Source organism: Hyphomicrobium denitrificans ATCC 51888, from assembly GCF_000143145.1.
Lineage (GTDB): Bacteria > Pseudomonadota > Alphaproteobacteria > Rhizobiales > Hyphomicrobiaceae > Hyphomicrobium_B > Hyphomicrobium_B denitrificans.
On the sequence record NC_014313.1, the window covers coordinates 3,109,864 to 3,125,374 of the forward strand.

17 protein-coding genes are annotated in these 15,511 nt (G+C 61.3%); 7 read left to right on the forward strand and 10 right to left on the reverse strand.

Annotated features, from left to right (window positions below; all coding sequences use genetic code 11):
* Positions 1 to 38: 38 nt before the first annotated feature.
* The 3 genes from HDEN_RS15015 to HDEN_RS15025 all read right to left on the reverse strand — a co-directional run bounded on the left by HDEN_RS15015 (position 39) and on the right by HDEN_RS15025 (position 1,857).
* The gene (locus HDEN_RS15015; protein WP_013216992.1) at positions 39 to 884 is read right to left on the reverse strand and encodes a lytic murein transglycosylase; all 846 of its coding nucleotides are present in this window, start codon (positions 882 to 884) and stop codon (positions 39 to 41) included.
* A 32-nt stretch (positions 885 to 916) separates the two neighbouring features.
* The gene (locus HDEN_RS15020) at positions 917 to 1,318 is read right to left on the reverse strand and encodes a hypothetical protein (RefSeq protein WP_013216993.1); all 402 of its coding nucleotides are present in this window, start codon (positions 1,316 to 1,318) and stop codon (positions 917 to 919) included.
* 221 nt (positions 1,319 to 1,539) lie between these two features.
* Entirely contained in the window at positions 1,540 to 1,857 is a 318-nt protein-coding gene (locus HDEN_RS15025) for a hypothetical protein (RefSeq protein WP_013216994.1), read from the reverse strand.
* Between the two features lie 513 nt (positions 1,858 to 2,370).
* Between HDEN_RS15025 and HDEN_RS15030 the strand changes: the two genes are divergently transcribed.
* The gene (locus HDEN_RS15030) at positions 2,371 to 2,772 is read left to right on the forward strand and encodes a MarR family winged helix-turn-helix transcriptional regulator (RefSeq protein ID WP_046848407.1); all 402 of its coding nucleotides are present in this window, start codon (positions 2,371 to 2,373) and stop codon (positions 2,770 to 2,772) included.
* 15 nt (positions 2,773 to 2,787) lie between these two features.
* Here HDEN_RS15030 and HDEN_RS15035 read toward each other — a convergent pair whose 3' ends face one another.
* On the reverse strand, positions 2,788 to 4,212 hold the full coding sequence (locus HDEN_RS15035) for a DUF6513 domain-containing protein (RefSeq protein WP_013216996.1): 1,425 nt from the start codon (positions 4,210 to 4,212) through the stop codon (positions 2,788 to 2,790).
* 145 nt (positions 4,213 to 4,357) lie between these two features.
* On the opposite strand from HDEN_RS15035, the gene cobF reads away from it, so the two are divergent.
* Positions 4,358 to 5,122 carry a precorrin-6A synthase (deacetylating) gene (cobF, locus tag HDEN_RS15040; protein ID WP_013216997.1) on the forward strand — a complete coding sequence of 255 codons (765 nt, stop codon included), beginning with the start codon at positions 4,358 to 4,360 and terminating at the stop codon, positions 5,120 to 5,122.
* Between the two features lies 1 nt (position 5,123).
* On the opposite strand, the gene HDEN_RS15045 is transcribed toward cobF, so the two are convergent.
* A complete protein-coding gene (locus HDEN_RS15045; RefSeq protein WP_013216998.1) occupies positions 5,124 to 6,041 on the reverse strand; it encodes a LysR family transcriptional regulator in 918 nt (305 codons plus the stop codon).
* 114 nt (positions 6,042 to 6,155) lie between these two features.
* Between HDEN_RS15045 and wrbA the strand changes: the two genes are divergently transcribed.
* The 4 genes from wrbA to HDEN_RS15065 all read left to right on the forward strand — a co-directional run bounded on the left by wrbA (position 6,156) and on the right by HDEN_RS15065 (position 9,098).
* Entirely contained in the window at positions 6,156 to 6,755 is a 600-nt protein-coding gene (wrbA, locus tag HDEN_RS15050; RefSeq protein WP_013216999.1) for an NAD(P)H:quinone oxidoreductase, read from the forward strand.
* 126 nt (positions 6,756 to 6,881) lie between these two features.
* Positions 6,882 to 7,817, forward strand: a complete 936-nt coding sequence (locus HDEN_RS15055; RefSeq protein ID WP_013217000.1) for a ring-cleaving dioxygenase — start codon at positions 6,882 to 6,884, stop codon at positions 7,815 to 7,817.
* Positions 7,814 to 8,455, forward strand: coding sequence for an alpha/beta hydrolase (locus tag HDEN_RS15060; RefSeq protein WP_013217001.1), 642 nt, complete (start codon positions 7,814 to 7,816; stop codon positions 8,453 to 8,455). The genes HDEN_RS15055 and HDEN_RS15060 overlap by 4 nt, the downstream gene beginning before the upstream one ends.
* Before the next feature lie 4 nt (positions 8,456 to 8,459).
* Positions 8,460 to 9,098: a flavin reductase family protein gene (locus HDEN_RS15065; RefSeq protein WP_013217002.1), complete on the forward strand. Its 639-nt coding sequence runs from the start codon at positions 8,460 to 8,462 to the stop codon at positions 9,096 to 9,098.
* Positions 9,099 to 9,100: 2 nt separating this feature from the next.
* On the opposite strand, the gene HDEN_RS15070 is transcribed toward HDEN_RS15065, so the two are convergent.
* The 5 genes from HDEN_RS15070 to HDEN_RS15095 all read right to left on the reverse strand — a co-directional run bounded on the left by HDEN_RS15070 (position 9,101) and on the right by HDEN_RS15095 (position 13,725).
* Complete coding sequence (locus HDEN_RS15070) at positions 9,101 to 10,621, reverse strand: FAD-dependent oxidoreductase (RefSeq protein WP_013217003.1); 1,521 nt, start codon at positions 10,619 to 10,621, stop codon at positions 9,101 to 9,103.
* A gap of 20 nt (positions 10,622 to 10,641) precedes the next feature.
* Positions 10,642 to 11,169 (reverse strand): Dps family protein, encoded by a 528-nt coding sequence (locus tag HDEN_RS15075; protein ID WP_013217004.1) that lies wholly within the window; start codon positions 11,167 to 11,169, stop codon positions 10,642 to 10,644.
* Positions 11,170 to 11,535: 366 nt separating this feature from the next.
* Positions 11,536 to 12,702: a ceramide glucosyltransferase gene (locus HDEN_RS15080; RefSeq protein WP_013217005.1), complete on the reverse strand. Its 1,167-nt coding sequence runs from the start codon at positions 12,700 to 12,702 to the stop codon at positions 11,536 to 11,538.
* Positions 12,703 to 12,824: 122 nt separating this feature from the next.
* A complete protein-coding gene (locus HDEN_RS15085) occupies positions 12,825 to 13,088 on the reverse strand; it encodes a hypothetical protein (protein WP_013217006.1) in 264 nt (87 codons plus the stop codon).
* Positions 13,089 to 13,497: 409 nt separating this feature from the next.
* Positions 13,498 to 13,725: a hypothetical protein gene (locus HDEN_RS15095; protein WP_041922092.1), complete on the reverse strand. Its 228-nt coding sequence runs from the start codon at positions 13,723 to 13,725 to the stop codon at positions 13,498 to 13,500.
* A 429-nt stretch (positions 13,726 to 14,154) separates the two neighbouring features.
* On the opposite strand from HDEN_RS15095, the gene HDEN_RS15100 reads away from it, so the two are divergent.
* The gene (locus HDEN_RS15100; protein WP_013217009.1) at positions 14,155 to 15,486 is read left to right on the forward strand and encodes a UDP-glucose dehydrogenase family protein; all 1,332 of its coding nucleotides are present in this window, start codon (positions 14,155 to 14,157) and stop codon (positions 15,484 to 15,486) included.
* Positions 15,487 to 15,511 lie beyond the last annotated feature (25 nt).

Here is a 15,511-nt window from a genome sequence, read left to right on the forward strand (position 1 = left end):
GGAGCGCTCCAGTTTCGCGAGCGTTCCGGACGCTTTGCTCAACCGCCGCCCGCAAGCTGCGTCGCCATTGCGGCGATGGTCCGCTGATAGACTTCAGCCTTATTCCATTGGCCGATGACGCCATAGTTTGCCGACCCGGGCTGCCATGAGCCTCCGCGCTGCCAGCCGTGGCTTGCGAGGAAATTCGCGGTCGAGGCCAGGATGTCCGGCACACTGCGCACGAGATCGCGATGACCGTTGCCGTCGAAGTCGACGGCATAACGAACATACGGTGTCGGCAGAAACTGCGTCTGGCCGATTTCGCCGGCCCAGCCGCCACGCATTTGGCTCGGCGACAGGTCACCGCGACCGACGATCCGGATGGCATCCAGGAGTTGACCGGTGAAGAATTCGGAACGGCGGCAATCGTAGGCCAGCGTCGCGAGCGACCGCAGGATCGAATAGCGTGCCGAGGCGTCGGCGCCGTAATGCGTTTCCAATCCCCAGATCGCGACGATGACCGCTCCCGGAACGCCGAACCGCTTTTCGATACGGTCCAACGTGGCGCGATGCGTGCGCATCAAAGACTTGCCGCGATTGATGAGGGCGCCGTTGACCCGGCGTGCATAGAATTGCTGAAAGCTGAGCTTGAAGGAATGCTGCGACCGATCGAGGCGAATGACGGTCGGGTCATACGTAACGCCTGACAGCGCGCGCGAAACTGTCTCGGGCTTTATGCCTTGTGCTGCCGCCCGGGATTTGAAGCCTTGCAGCCAGGCATCAAAGCCTTGCGGTCCGTTACCGCACTGGGCGGCGACGCCAGCTGTTGCCGACGCACACAGCGAAGCCAATACGAGCGCAACACGCAACGACGCGATTCTCGAGAAGCTTGAATTCAAACGCATGAGGACTCTGCTTTTACTGACACAATGGGCGATTACCAGCCACTGTAGCAGATCCGGTGCACGCGCATATCGTAGCCGTTGTCGAAATAGCAGCCGGGCTGGATGGGCCTGGACGCGTAATAGTTATCGAATGTCGGCGGAGGGGGCGGAGGCGGTAGAACCGCGACAACGCTGCGCACCCGCGGCACCGGCCGTACACGTTGAACCGGCTTCACTCTTCGCACGCGTTTCACTCGGACCGCAGGGGCACGGCGGACGACGGGCGGACGCACGACGACGACTTCAACAACTGGCGCGCAACCTCTGAAGTCCGGCGGGTGATATCCGTAGCGATCGAACCCGCATCCGCGATAGGTCGCTTCCGCGGTCGCGGAAAGGGCGACGCTCGCCAGCACCGCAGCCAGGGCGGCGATGCCGTGTCTCGCGCTCAACATGCACTTCTCTCCTCTACGCCCGACGGTGCAGGTCACAGAGTTGATGCACGAGGTAAATTTATCGCAAAAATGCCGCCTGCATCGCGCGTCAGCATTAAGAGAGTTTTGAAAATCGGCCCCCGGAAAGCGGGGATGATAGCGGATTGGTCGTTACCAGACCGAAACGAGCCCGGCAGTCGCGAAGCTTGCGGCCGGGCTCGATCGCATTCCTTACCGGAAGATTACCAGCGGCCGCGGTGGCCCCAGTGGCCGTGGCCGTAATACGCTCCGAAGCGATACGGATAACCGGCGTAGTAGGGGTATGGCCGACGATAGGGGCGGCTGTAATACGTCACCACCGGTGCGTCGTCTTCATAATAGTATTCGTCAGCAGGCTCGTAGTAGCGGCGCTCCACAATGCGTTCCCGCTCGACGACGGGGGCGCGCTCTTCGATGACCGCTTCCTGCTCGTCGTAGCCGCCGAAATCAGCGGCCGACGCGACGCCCGGCGCAAAGCTGGCGATTACGGAAGCCGCAACGGCAGAGATCAGAGTTTTCATGGCGATGACTCCAAGTCAAACTGCTGTCAGAAACGCCGCCCGGCCTGAATGGTTGCTGAATGCAGAAACACTGGCGAGCGACGGTAAGTAGTGCTCCCGGCTGGAAAAAGACGGCCTAAAATACCGTCAGCTACCGGCGTCGGTTGAGCCTGCCCGGAAAGACGACGCCCTGTCCGGCTCCCGTTACCCTAGGCCAAAGTCACGTTTACGGCGGCTGCCTTTTCCCTGTACTAAGGGTCGGCGCGGGGGAGAATAATGTTACATTCCGCGAATAACTTTTATATCGCTTTCCGATATATATTTCTCAATACCCCGCTTTCGGGCAGCGGCGAATTGGCGCCGCGGAACGCTTGAAAGGCGGCGGCCATTCGCTAATAGGAAGTTGCCGGAGCGCCAGGTGGATTCTCGAGGTCATCATCGCTCCGCCCGCCAAAACAGGAGCCACCTTTGGTCACCAAAAATCCGAAATCGTCGCCGGCGTCCAAGACGGCGGCGCGGCGCAGAAAGTCGACTGTGACGAAAGCGAATTATGAGGCGCTCGCGGAATTCCGCTGGGAGCTGCGAAAGTTTCTTGCGTTCAGCGAGGCGGCCGCGAATGGCGCGGGCGTCACGCCGCAGCAGCATCAGCTGATGCTCTCGGTCAAGGGCGCGCCCGGACGGGACTCTCTCAGCGTCGGGGAGATCGCAGACCGGCTGCTGCTCCGCCACCATACCGTCGTCGAGCTTGTCGACAGGCTCTCGGATCTCGGCCTGGTGGAGCGCAATCCCGATCCGACCGATGGGCGGAAAATTCAGGTCTCGCTGACGAAGTCCGGGAACGCGACAATCGACAAGCTGTCGACCATCCATGTCGAAGAACTGAAAAGCATTCGTCCGACGCTGCGCAAGCTGTTGCGGACGTTCCAGCGGCGCTAACGCCGCTTCAGGCCGCTACTCCGCGCCGGCGTCCTTCTCCACTTTCGGCTTCGCGAACGTCGAACCCGCTTCCTTGAACTTCATCGCATGCGCATCTTCGGCGGCGCCCGGAACCTCGGCGACAATGCCGAAGGGCAGCGGCTCATCCTGGGCGTAGCGCTTCCCAAGCCGGTAGGCGATTTCAGCGCGCGCCGTTTCAACGCCGAGATAGAAGGCGTGCCCCACGTCGTCGCCAAGCTGAAGGTTCGGATAGAGTTTGAACGGATCGTCTGACACGTAGTGACCGTTGCGGTTGTAGATGTGCACTCCGTCCTCGGCCACTTCGATGCGATAATTCTTATCGCGCAGCACCGCCGCGAGCGCTTCGATTTCGGCGGGCGTAGAAGCAAAACCCTTGCGATCGCGAAGCGCCATCAATCCCATGCCGAAACCTTGCGGCAGGGCGTCGGCCTTGCGTGCGGCGAAGAATTCACGGCGGGCGCGATCGAATTCCTTGATCGCCGTACGGCAATGCGGGCTGACTTGAACGGCGAGCACGGCCGTCACGTGCAGTTCCGAGCACATGCCCATGAGCACGGCGTTGATGCCGGTCGTGTCGGCGTCGGTCAACTCGGTGACGTTGCCAATGCCCATGAGGATCGGAACATCAGGGCGGCGCTTGCGCAGATCGTAATAGCGCGCGACCGAAGCCGTGAATCCGTAATGAATGGGATCGAGGATCGGGTCGGCGTAGAAGGGCTTGCCCTTGGCGATCATGATGTCGATCGCGCGGTCGAGGGACTCCATGTCGGCGGCGCCCGCTGACACAAGAATCGGAACGGCCGGACCCTCGTCCGCAATCGAGATCGTCTTTTCGGACAGGCTCAGAAGATAATCCGCGCCCGCGCGCGTCGCGCGGGAGAGCTCGTCGGCGCGGAAAGAATCGACGCTGACCTTAGCTCCGTCCGCGTGCAAGGCTGCGATCGCATCCTCCAGATGCGGAAACGGACTGTCGGGCAAGCAACCGAGGTCGATGACGTTGGCGCCGTCGGCGCGCAGCTTGCGCGCGCGCTCGACGATCTGATCGCAGGTCATCAGCGTCGCATCGACGATCTCGGCGAAAATCGTGACGTCGTATTCCGTGAGATTGATCTCTCGCTGGGCGTGCCCGAGATAGAACGGCAGGTCCGCGATCTCTTCAGGCCCACGTTCGAAGCGCGTTCCGAAGAAGTCCGATAAGCGCTCGAGGTCGCCGCGGAAGCGTCCCGGCATGATGACCCGATCGATATCTTCCGGCAGCTTCAGGCGGCGCTCGACGATGTCCGCCGTCATCAGTGCCGCGACCTTGACGCCGACATTGGCGACGATCGGCTCGATGTCCTTATCGTTCAGATCGTCGACGATGCGCTTAACGCGCGGCTCCGCCAACGATCCGGTTACCAAAACGACGCGCTTGGCCATTGGCCGGGGAATTCCCTTTCAAGATCGGTTAAACGGTGCATTGGCACTGAATGGCCGCCGTTGCAATCTCTACAGCAGCGTAACGCGGCAAAGTAAAAAAGAATGCGCCTGCGCCGGGCGCGAGAGGCTGGAGACTTCCCCGAACATGAAGACATTGCTGCTCATCGGGATCGGGGCTGGAAATCCGGACTACGTAACGATGCAGGCCGTCAAGGCGCTGAATAAGGTCGACGTATTTTTCGTTCTCGACAAGGGCGAAGCGAAGGACGATCTCGTCAAGCTCCGGACGACGATCTGCGAGCGTTTCATCACCGACCATGCGTACCGCATCGTCGAGGCCGCGAGCCCGGTGCGCGATGCCGGAACTCCTGATTATAAGTCAGGTGTCCGGTCATGGCATGACGAGAAGGCCGCGATTTTCAGCCGTCTCATCGCGACGGAACTCAAAGACGGCGAGGTCGGAGGCATTCTCGTCTGGGGTGACCCGTCGCTCTACGACAGCACGATCCGCGTCATTCAGCAGATTGTCGCCGAGGGAAAGATCGCCTTCGACTATGAAGTGATCCCGGGCATCACGAGCGTGCAGGCGCTCGCAGCTCAGCACAAGATCGCACTCAATGCGATTGGCGAACCGGTGCACATCACCACGGGCCGAAAGCTTCTCGAAGGGCTCCCTCAAGGCGTCGATACGGCCGTCGTGATGCTCGACAATGGGTCGGGCCTTCGCGCGCTGGCCGACGAGGACGTCGAAATCTATTGGGGCGCCTACCTCGGCACACCGGACGAAGTTCTGGCTTCCGGAAAGCTTGCCGATCAGGTCGCCGAGATCGAGCGCATGCGCGCGGAGGAACGGGCGCGTAAAGGCTGGATCATGGATACATACCTGCTACGCCGGACACCGCGGCAGTGAACTAGCGTTTCGCGAAGCAGACATCCCACGACGGCGTGTTCCCGAAGCGATCGACGAGAAAATCAATAAAGACGCGCGTTTTTGCGGCGAGATAGCGGTTTGGCGCATAGAGCGCGTGGATCGTCAGATCGTCCGGCTGGTTCTCGGGCAAAACGATCTGCAGGCGTTTCGCGGCAATGTCCTTTCCGGCGATGAACGTCGGCAGCAGCGCGATGCCGATGCCTTTCAGCGCCGCTTCGCGTAGCACGTCACCGTTGTTCGACGACAGGCAGGCGCCGATCGCCACGGAAACCGGTTTGCCTTTGTCGGTCAGATGCCAGCGCTGCATCGACGTCATATGGCCGTAACTCAGGCAGCGATGCTCCGCGAGGTCGGATGGGCTTTGCGGCGTGCCGTGCGCCTTCAGATAGTCTGGCGACGCAACAAGCACGATGCGGGCCGGAGAAATGCGCCGCGCAATCAAACTTGAATCCACCATCGCACCAATCCGCACCGTCACGTCGACGCCTTCTTCCAGCGGATCGATGAAACGGTCGGTAAGGGTCAACTCGACTTTCAAATCGCTGTAGCGGATCATGAAGTCGGCGACGGCGTCTCCGAGGTAGAGCGTGCCGAACGACATCGGCGCGTTGACCTTCAGGACGCCCTTCGGCTCGTCATGGAGACGGGAAATCTGGGCTTCCGTCTCGTCCACCTGCGCGAGAATGGCGAGACAGCGCTCGTAGTAGGCGAGGCCCGCCTCGGTCGGCGTCACGCGCCGCGTCGTGCGGTCCAGAAGCCTGGCGCCGAGCGCCTGCTCCAACTCCATGACGGCCTTGCTGACGGCCGAGCGCGTCAAATTCAGCCGTCTTGCCGCCTCCGCGTAGCTGCCGCTCGCGACAACTTTTGCAAAGGCGTTCATCGCTTCCAGCTTGTCCATTTTGTATCCAAATTGGAACCAGACTGGCAATTATATCCAGGATTGCTCGTTTCTCGTCAACGAACGATATTCCCTTTCATCGAACGAGTTGCATGGACGGAGAAGGCATTCGCAATGACCAAGGTTCTTGTTCTCTACTATTCCAGCTACGGCCACATCGAGACGATGGCTGGGAGCGTTGCGGCGGGCGCACGAGAAGCCGGCGCCGAGGTCGTGATCAAACGGGTGCCAGAGCTGGTGCCTGAAGAGGTCGCACGCAAATCGCATTTCAAGCTCGACCAGGCCGCGCCGATCGCGACCGTCGACGAGCTGCCGAACTACGATGCGATCATCATCGGTGTTCCGACGCGCTTTGGAAACATGCCGGCGCAGATGAAGAACTTTCTCGATCAGACCGGCGGCCTGTGGGCTGGCGGCAAGCTGATCGGAAAGGTCGGCAGCGTGTTTACGTCCACAGCGACCCAGCACGGCGGCCAGGAGAGCACGATCCTTTCGACGCATACCGTGCTGCTTCATCACGGCATGGTGGTTGTCGGGCTGCCCTATTCGTTCCAGGGGCAGATGGGCGTGAAAGAGGTCACCGGCGGTTCGCCGTACGGCGCATCGACGATCGCGGACGGCGACGGCTCGCGACAGCCTTCGGCAAACGAACTGGCCGGGGCGCACTTCCAGGGCCGTCACGTCGCACAGATCGCGGCGCGTCTCGCGGGCTGACAAACGCCGGATCGTCGCCGAATAGGCGACGGTCCGCACACGCCGCCACGTGTTGAAGATTAGAGCCTAAGGAGCATTTGAAGTTCGACCATGAAATCCCGTTTCGTACGGGAGAAAGGATTCGTCATGTCTGGCATTCATCACATCACCGCCATCGCAGGCGACGCATCTCGCAACCTGGATTTTTACACGCGGGTGCTTGGCCTCCGGCTGGTGAAGAAGACGGTCAATTACGACGATCCGGGAACTTATCATCTCTATTTCGGCGATGAGGAAGGACATCCGGGCACGATCCTCACGTTCTTTCCTTGGGCGCATGCGCCGAAAGGGAGAGCGGGCGTCGGGCTTGCGCAGCAGACGATGTTTCGCGTTCCCGAAGCAGCGATCGGTTACTGGGCACATCGGCTCGTTGAGAAGGGCGTGCCGCACGAAGCTATCGAAAAGCGCTTCGGGCAGTCCGTTCTGAGCTTCACCGATCCGGACGGCATGAGCCTGGCGCTTGTCGGCGTCGCAGGTGCCGAAACCGAAGCGGCATGGCTGGGAGGCGGGATCGCCGCCGAACACGCCATTCGCGGGTTTCACGGCATCAGGCTTCTGCTCGAAGACGCAAAGCCGACGGCGGCCATCCTGACCGATGTTCTCGGCTTCAGCGAAGGCGGCGTCGAAGGTCCGGTCACGCGTTTCGTCGCCGACGGAACGACGGCCGGTGGCGTCATCGAGATCCGCGAGGCGAAAGGATTTCTCGCGGGCAACATGGGCCGAGGCTCCGTCCACCACGTCGCGTTCCGCGCGGCGACGGACGAAGCGCAGGCCGAAATGCGGCGCAAGCTCGTGAAGGGCCATCGCCTGCACGTCACGGAGCAGATCGATCGCAATTACTTCCGTTCGATCTACTTTCGTGAGCCGGGCGGCGTGATCTTCGAGATTGCAACCGATGAACCGGGCTTCGCGATCGACGAAACGGTGGCAACCCTGGGACAGGCGTTGAAATTGCCTGCCTTCCTGGAAAGCCAGCGGCAAGAAATCGAAGCGAGCTTGCAGCCTTTGGAGCAGGCAGCATGACGACATTGAAATCCAATGTCATCCGCGCGGGCGCACCCATCGGTGCCGCCCGTGCGGCCGTTGTTCTGGTGCACGGACGCGGTGCGAGCGCCGAGAGCATGCTCGGCCTCGCCAACGCGTTCGCGACGCCGGACATCGCTTACGTCGCGCCGCAAGCGCCGTCGGGAAGCTGGTATCCATACTCGTTCATGGCGCCCTTCGCGCGGAATGAGCCGCATCTCGGTCACGCGCTGAGCCTGCTTTCCGACGTCGTCGATGATCTCGGGACGCAGGGCCTGCCGGCAGAGCGCGTCGCGCTTCTGGGATTTTCCCAAGGGGCATGCCTGGCTCTGGAGTTCGCGGTCCGCAATGCGCGGCGCTACGGCGGAGTCGCGGCGCTCAGCGGTGCATTGATCGGGCCGGAGGGCACGACCTGGGATTATCCCGGTCAGCTCGCAGGCACGCCTGTGTTCCTCGGGTGCAGCGATGTCGATTCTCATATTCCGCTGGCCCGGGTTCATGAATCGGCCAACGTGCTTCGCGCGCGCGGGGGCGACGCGACCGAGATCATCTATCCCGGTATGGGTCACACCATCGTGCAGGATGAGATCGACCACGTCGAAAGAATTTTGCGCAGCATAGGCACGGCCGAGGGGTGACGGAATGGAGTTCAACTTTGAACGGCTCGCGGCCGACGACCGTTACAAAATCCTGACGAGCACGATCGTGCCGCGGCCCATCGCCTGGGTTTCGTCAATCTCCAAGAACGGCGTTCGCAACGCGGCGCCGTTCAGCTTTTTCAACGCCATGAGTAAGACGCCGCCGATCATCGCAATCGGAATACAAGCTAATGCCGATGGTTCGATGAAAGACAGCGCGTGCAACATTCTCGACACGCGCGAATTCGTCGTCAACCTCGTGCCCCGCGCTGTCGCCGAGGCCATGAACCTGACATCCGTCGATGCTCCGCCGGATGTCGACGAGTTGTCGATGGCCGATCTTGCAACGTTGCCATCGGTGAAGGTGAAGCCCGAGCGAATTGCAGCGAGCCCCGTCGCGTTCGAATGCCGTTTGCACACCCCGATCGAGGTTGCGCCGAGCCAGCTCATCGTTCTGGGCGAGATCGTCCACGCGCACGTGGCGGACGAATTCGTGCTCGATGCGGAGAAGCACTACATCGACACGCCAGCGCTTGATCTGGTCGGGCGGCTGCATGGGCGCGATTGGTACTCGACGACCAGCGATATCTTTCAGATCGAACGGCCAACGTCCTACAGCGTTCGATCGGGACGCGGCGGCTGAGTTCAGCTGCTCTCGAATTCGACCTCGGCACGCAGGCTCTCGATATCACGCGAGACGGTCGCGACGGCGAGCGTGCGGCCGCTTTTCAGATACGTGACCTTGCAATCGCGGGACGACGGGTCGCCGTCGATCTCGATCTTGTCCCATTTTTCCGCATGGCCGACGTAAGACACCGTGACGTCGAAATGCTGACTCCAGAAGAATGGCGCGGCATCGAAGGGCTGACGACCACCAAGCATGTTGATTGCCGCCGCCTGCCCCTGACGTTCGGCCACCACCCAGTGCTCAACGCGGATCGGCGCGCCGCTATGCGGGTCAGGCCAGCGCGCGATATCGCCGGCTGCGTAAATGCCGGGCACGCTCGTTTGCAGATACTGATCGACGACGACGCCGTTATCGATTGTCAGGCCCGCGGCCTTGGCGAGCGCGGTATCCGGCTGAACGCCGATACCCGCGACGACCAGATCGGCGGGAATTCGATCACCTGACTTCAACGTCACCATGTCTTCGTCGATTGCCACCGCCGTCGTTCCGAAATGGAAGACGACGCCGCGCTCTTCATGGATCGCACGGATCATGTCGCCAAGTTCGGCGCCGAGAACGCGTTCGAGCGGGCGTGACTGGGGGCCGACGACGTGAACTTCGATGTCGCGCGCGCGGAGCGATGCGGCGGTTTCAAGCCCGATGAAGCTCGCGCCGATGACGACGGCGCGTTTGGAATTCTTGGTGTTAGCGATCAGCGCGCGGCTATCATCGAGCGTTCGGAGATAATGCACGTGCGGCAGACCTGCGCCGGGGATATCGAGGCGAACGGGCACTGCGCCTGTCGCCAACAACAGCGCGTCGAAAGCAACATGGCTTCCGTCCGCGAGCGTTACCTCGCGCTCAACGGTATCGATCGCCACGACGCGCGTTTTGAGCCGCACGTCGATCTTCTGTTCGTTATAGAAGTCCGGCGTGCGGAGTGGAATCCAATCCTCTGACGCATTTCCCGCAAGGTAGTCCTTGGAAAGATTGGGTCTGTCGTAGGGCAGCGCGTCGTCGGCGCTCAGGATCGTAACGGTGCCTTTGAACTCTTGCCGGCGAAGCATTTCTGCTGCCGCATTGCCTGCCGCTCCGCCGCCGACAATCACAACCGAGCGAACATGGCTGTCGGGCTTGACCTGCTGCTTTGGTGATTTCTCGATCTTTTCGCGGACGAAAACTGTTTCCCCGCTTTGCTCGATCCGAAAGCAGGATACGGGATTGAGCGCGGGCGCGCGCAACGCTTCTCCCGTCCGCAGGCTGAAGCACGCGTGATGCCAGGGGCAGCGAACCGTGTCGCCCACCATCAATCCTTCGGCGAGCGGCCCGTTGTAATGCGTGCACGTGGCGCCAACAGCGAAAATCTCGGCGCCGGCTTTCGCGAGCAGAACAGCTTCGCCATTGAATTGACCGAGCAGCATCTTGCCGTCCGCAATATCCGATGCCGGAACACCGCGCGCGAAATCCGGGCCGGAAAGTTGCTGCTCGTTCGATGACATGCCTGTTCTCCGTCGTCGTGTTATGCGCCGTTCGGCACCTGCCGTGTTGCCTCGAACAGGAACCACACGCGACGCTCCGTCTCGTCGATCCAATTCTCGAGCAAGCTCGCGGTTGCGACGTCGTTGTGCTCGTCGCAGAGGTCGTGAACTTCCTGCATCGAACGGACGAGCTGCAAGTTGTCGTCGCGCAACTCGGACAACATGTCCTCAGGCGTGACGTAGTCGGCGTCATTGTCGAGGACGCGCTGCAGCTTGGCGATCTGTCCGGTCGAACGCAGCGTGGTGCCGCCGATCTTGCGGGCGCGCTCGGCGATGTCGTCGGTCATGTTGAAAATCTGCGTGCCCTGCTCGTCGAGCATCAGATGATAGTCGCGGAAGTGCGGACCGGACATGTGCCAGTGAAAGTTTTTCGTTTTCACGTAGATGGCGAACACATCGGCGAGAAGAATGGTCAACGCGCCGGCAATGTCCTTGATCGCGTTATCGGAGAAGATCGAAGGCGTATCGAGAGGCGCCTTGCGCCGGGCTTTGGCGGATTCGGGCTTCATGACGGTCTTCCTTATGATGCGGGTTGGCTAACGAGGGGGAGAGTCTGTCTAGCAGACGTATCGTTACGGTTCGGCGAGATGGACAACGCACAACACAATTATTCGCTCCGTTCGTGACGATTATCTGATCAATTTTTTTTGTTCGCGCTGCCGCTCAAACCAGCATCATGCCGCAGCCTTCCACGGCCGGCTACATCCAGGCGTCAGAGCAATTGACGCCCGTCAAGCCTTGGATGGCCGATTGAACTCGAAGGTTCCTTGGGTCCTGTGCGCGCCCGCGCCCGAATGCGTTAATGCTCGGGTTTTTATTGAAACGCGATGCAATCGCGTTGAGCCGCTCGCGTCGCGCGCGGGCTATACGCGGTGTCAACGGTCGCTGGTGGCGGCCAACGCGTGGCTGGGTGATTGCGAGATCTCTTGACCCTTCGCGACGCTCATGTCGTTTCCGCGCCAGACGAACGTATCGCCCGACCAGCCTTCGAGCCAAAGCACCGGCAACAAAAGGTCTCGCGCCATCCATGCGAGCGGCGACATCAGGCGGAGATGCCAACCTGCGACAGATGCCAACACTGCTTCGGCTCCGTACCAGACGCCAACGAGAGCCATCAGAGCGACGAGCGGATCGACATCGAAATTCGCCGCGGCGGCGACGCCTGCCAATATCGGAAAGAAGCTTCCCGCGAAGACCTCCGGCGCATAGAATAACTGGAACGTCGCGCGCCTCAGGCGTGCCCAGCGCACCTGCCGGTCCCACACCTGTCGGAGTTTGCGCGGGCCCAACGGCTGCTCGAAAGGCCGGTCGACGAGGCGCACGCTCAAGCCGCGCGCGCGGACGATCTTCGTTGCGGCGGCGTCTTCGGCGATTTCGCGGCCCAGCGCTTCGATGCCGCCGACTGCGTCCAGAATATCGCGCCGCCAGAGCATCGATTTCCCTTGCGCGAATCCGAAGCCGACGGCGTCGGCCGCCGATTGCCATCTCGCTTGATAGGTATTGAGGAACGCGCATTCGAGTTCGGCTTGAAAACCGATCGGATGACTGCCGACCGGCGGCGAGCAGACCAATCCAACCCCGGGGCCGAAGGCTGCGAACATGTCGTCGAGGTAGTCAGGCGGCATCAAAACGTTGTTGTCGGCAAGGACGATCCAAGGATGGCGCGCGGCTTCCCAGCCTTTGACGATGTTGTTCAGCTTTGGATTGCTCGTCGGGCGATCGTCGCCAATCAGAAGCCGCGCCGGAATGTGCGGATGTTGCGCGATCAGCTTGCGAACCAGCGGCACGGCTGCATCGCCTTCGCGCGCGGCGCAGAAGATGATTTCGTAAGAATCGCTCTGAAGCTCGAATGTCGAGCGCAGGGTCAGCTCATCGTAATGATCGATACCGCAGACGGGCCGCACAATGCTGACCGGCGTCGATTCCGGTTCGCGGCGCTTTTTGCGCGCGAGCACGCGGACGAGTGCGAGAGCGATGGTAATGAGATGTATTGCCGTCGCCAGGGCGCAAAAGATCAATGCCGCCGTCGCCAATCCGGCCATCGTGCCTCCGTCGCAAAACCTATCGCTGAATTTCAGGATTTGATGAAATTTCGACGACGGATCGGCGACGGGCGCATGACAGGCGTGCGAGTTCGCAAGCGGCGTGGCGAAAGAGGTTCGTCTCAGCCGGCCGGCGGTCTTTTCGTGAGACGCGTGTAGAGTGACGTTGCTCCATAAGCGCCGAGCAGCGCCAGCGCCACCATGCCTGCGACCGACGGGAGACCTTCGTTGAGATCCGCGTTGACGAGGCCCCAGTATGCAATCGCTGAGCCGATAAGTCCGCCGATTGTGCCGAGCACGATGTTCGCAAAGCCACGCAAGGAAAGGCCGTACAGGAGCCCGACGATGATGCCGGGATAAAGTGCAGGCCAGAAATGATCGCCCATGAGAGACCCTCGCTCCGAACGCTGAGATAGCTGCATCGTCGATCCGCGCGCGGGATGTCAAGCGAAGGCCCCAAGGCCGCGGCGGATCGTGAGCCGTTGCGCATCAGATCGCAGGACCGGCTCAAACGAAAAAGCTGGAACGAAAAAACCGGCGCGTTGTGCGCCGGTTGAAGTTTCTGCTCGCGCCAGCGAGCGGCCAGTCCAGGAGTGCAAAGCGTGGCTTAATGGAGGTGTCAGAAATCCGGCGCCGGTCCGACGGCCGCGATCGCTGGCAGTGCGTCCCATACCGCCTGCTTGTTCCGGGTTTCAGTCTTTTGCTGGCGCGAAAGAATGTACACCTCGCGGGAAACGCGCGTTTTAATGCGCTTCGGCTGGCCACGCAGCCTCTGGAAATAACTGTAGCGTTCACTCATAGCGACGCGCCCTCCAAAGCAGCTGACGCGTGACGCCGCCGGCGACGGCTGACTGCGTGTGCGATGGCTGCACGCTCCGCGAGAAGCGCGTTTGCGAAACGGCGGCCTTCGAGCGCGTGATAGCTGCGAAGAGCCGCATGAAACTGATATTCGCGCTCGCCATCTTCGCGAATGATCACGCCGGCCTGGTCGTCGCCGACTTCAATGACATACGATTTGGACATAAGTTCATCTGTTGCCGGCGGTTGCGCCAGCATCCTCTGGTCATCAAGTTGTTGGGTCAGTGCGGGAAGGTGATCAGCAGCCACAACAACAGGACATCTGCGCAAATGCGCTCGGTATCTTGGCCAGGGGATTCTTGATCAGGTCAGTCATGGCGGTCTCCATCTGCGGAGCCCACGGCGTGCGTGAGGCTTAGCGTTTGATGACGCGGCGCAAGTCGCTTCCGAAATCACCGCGGCCGACGCAATGGCGCGCCGGCAGATGCAGGAAAGCCGAGTGGCCTCGTAAAGTAAAAGAAGAAGAAGTGGATTGCTTTTCGGGGCGGTTCTGAAACAAATCGCGCACTCGAAGCAAACGGCAGCGCAGCAAGGCATCCGCCAGTCGCCAAGCCATTGTTTCAGCACAGATTTATCGCACCCTTGGGAGCCTTTATGAAGATTTGCATGATCGGAGCGGGTTACGTCGGGCTCGTTTCGGCGGCCTGCTTTTCCGATTTCGGGTGGACCGTAAACTGCGTCGATAATGACCCCAGCCGATTGGCCGCACTCAAAGCCGGGCAATCGCCGATCTACGAGCCGGGCCTGGAAGCGCTCATGGAGCGCAACGTCAAAGCCGGACGCTTGGTGTTCACGGACGATCTCAAAACATCCGTCGCAAATGCCGACGTTGTTTTTCTCGCGGTCGGAACGCCGATGCGGCGCGGCGACGGCTATGCGGATCTTTCCTACGTCTTCTCGGCGGTCGAGGAGACGGCGCAATATCTCGACGGCTTCACCGTCATAACGACCAAGTCGACGGTTCCGGTCGGCACAAGCCGCGAAATCGAACGGCGGCTCAAGGCGAAACGTCCGGATGCGGATGTCGCGGTGTGCTCGAATCCGGAATTCCTGCGCGAAGGTTCGGCGATCCAGGACTTCACGCATCCCGACCGCGTGCTCGTCGGAACCGACGACCCGCGCGCACGCGACGTCATGGAACGCCTTTATAAGCCGCTTGCGCTGCGCGGCTCTCCCGTCATGTTCGTCGAACGGGAATCGGCCGAGCTCGCGAAGTATGCCGCGAATGCGTTTCTTGCGCTCAAGATCAGCTTCATCAATGAAATCGCGGATGTTTGCGAAGCCGTCGGCGCCGATGTGCAGGAAGTTGCATCAGCCATCGGCCGCGATCGGCGAATTGGCGACAAGTTTCTGCATCCGGGCCCGGGTTATGGCGGGTCGTGCTTCCCGAAAGACGTCTCGGCGCTGGTCAGAACGGCGCGCGAAGCGCGTGCTCCGGTCTCGATCATCGAGCAGGTCGAACGGGTCAACCACGAGCGCAAACTCGCCATGGCGGTGCGCATCGAGGCCGCCGCGGGCGGTTCGGTGCGCGGCAAAACCGTTGCGATCCTCGGCGTGACGTTCAAGCCGAACACCGACGATATGCGCGATGCACCGAGCTTGCTGATCGTTCCAATGCTGCAGGAGCGTGGCGCAACGGTCCGGGCCTGCGACCCGCAAGGCCGCAAGCAAGCCGAGCCGATGCTTCCCGGCGTGACATGGTGCGAAAGCGCCGATGAAGCCGCCACCGGAGCCGATGTGCTGGTAATCGTCACCGAGTGGAACGAATACCGCGCGCTCAATCTCGAAGCGATCAAGTCGCGCATGAGCGGCAGCACCATCGTCGATTTGCGCAACGTCCTCGACCCTGCGGCGGTCCGGGAGCTTGGCATCGCGTACACCGGCATCGGCCGCGGCAGGCACACGGCCAGCCAAAAGTCCGGCTGATCGTCATTCGATTCGGCGTTCCCTG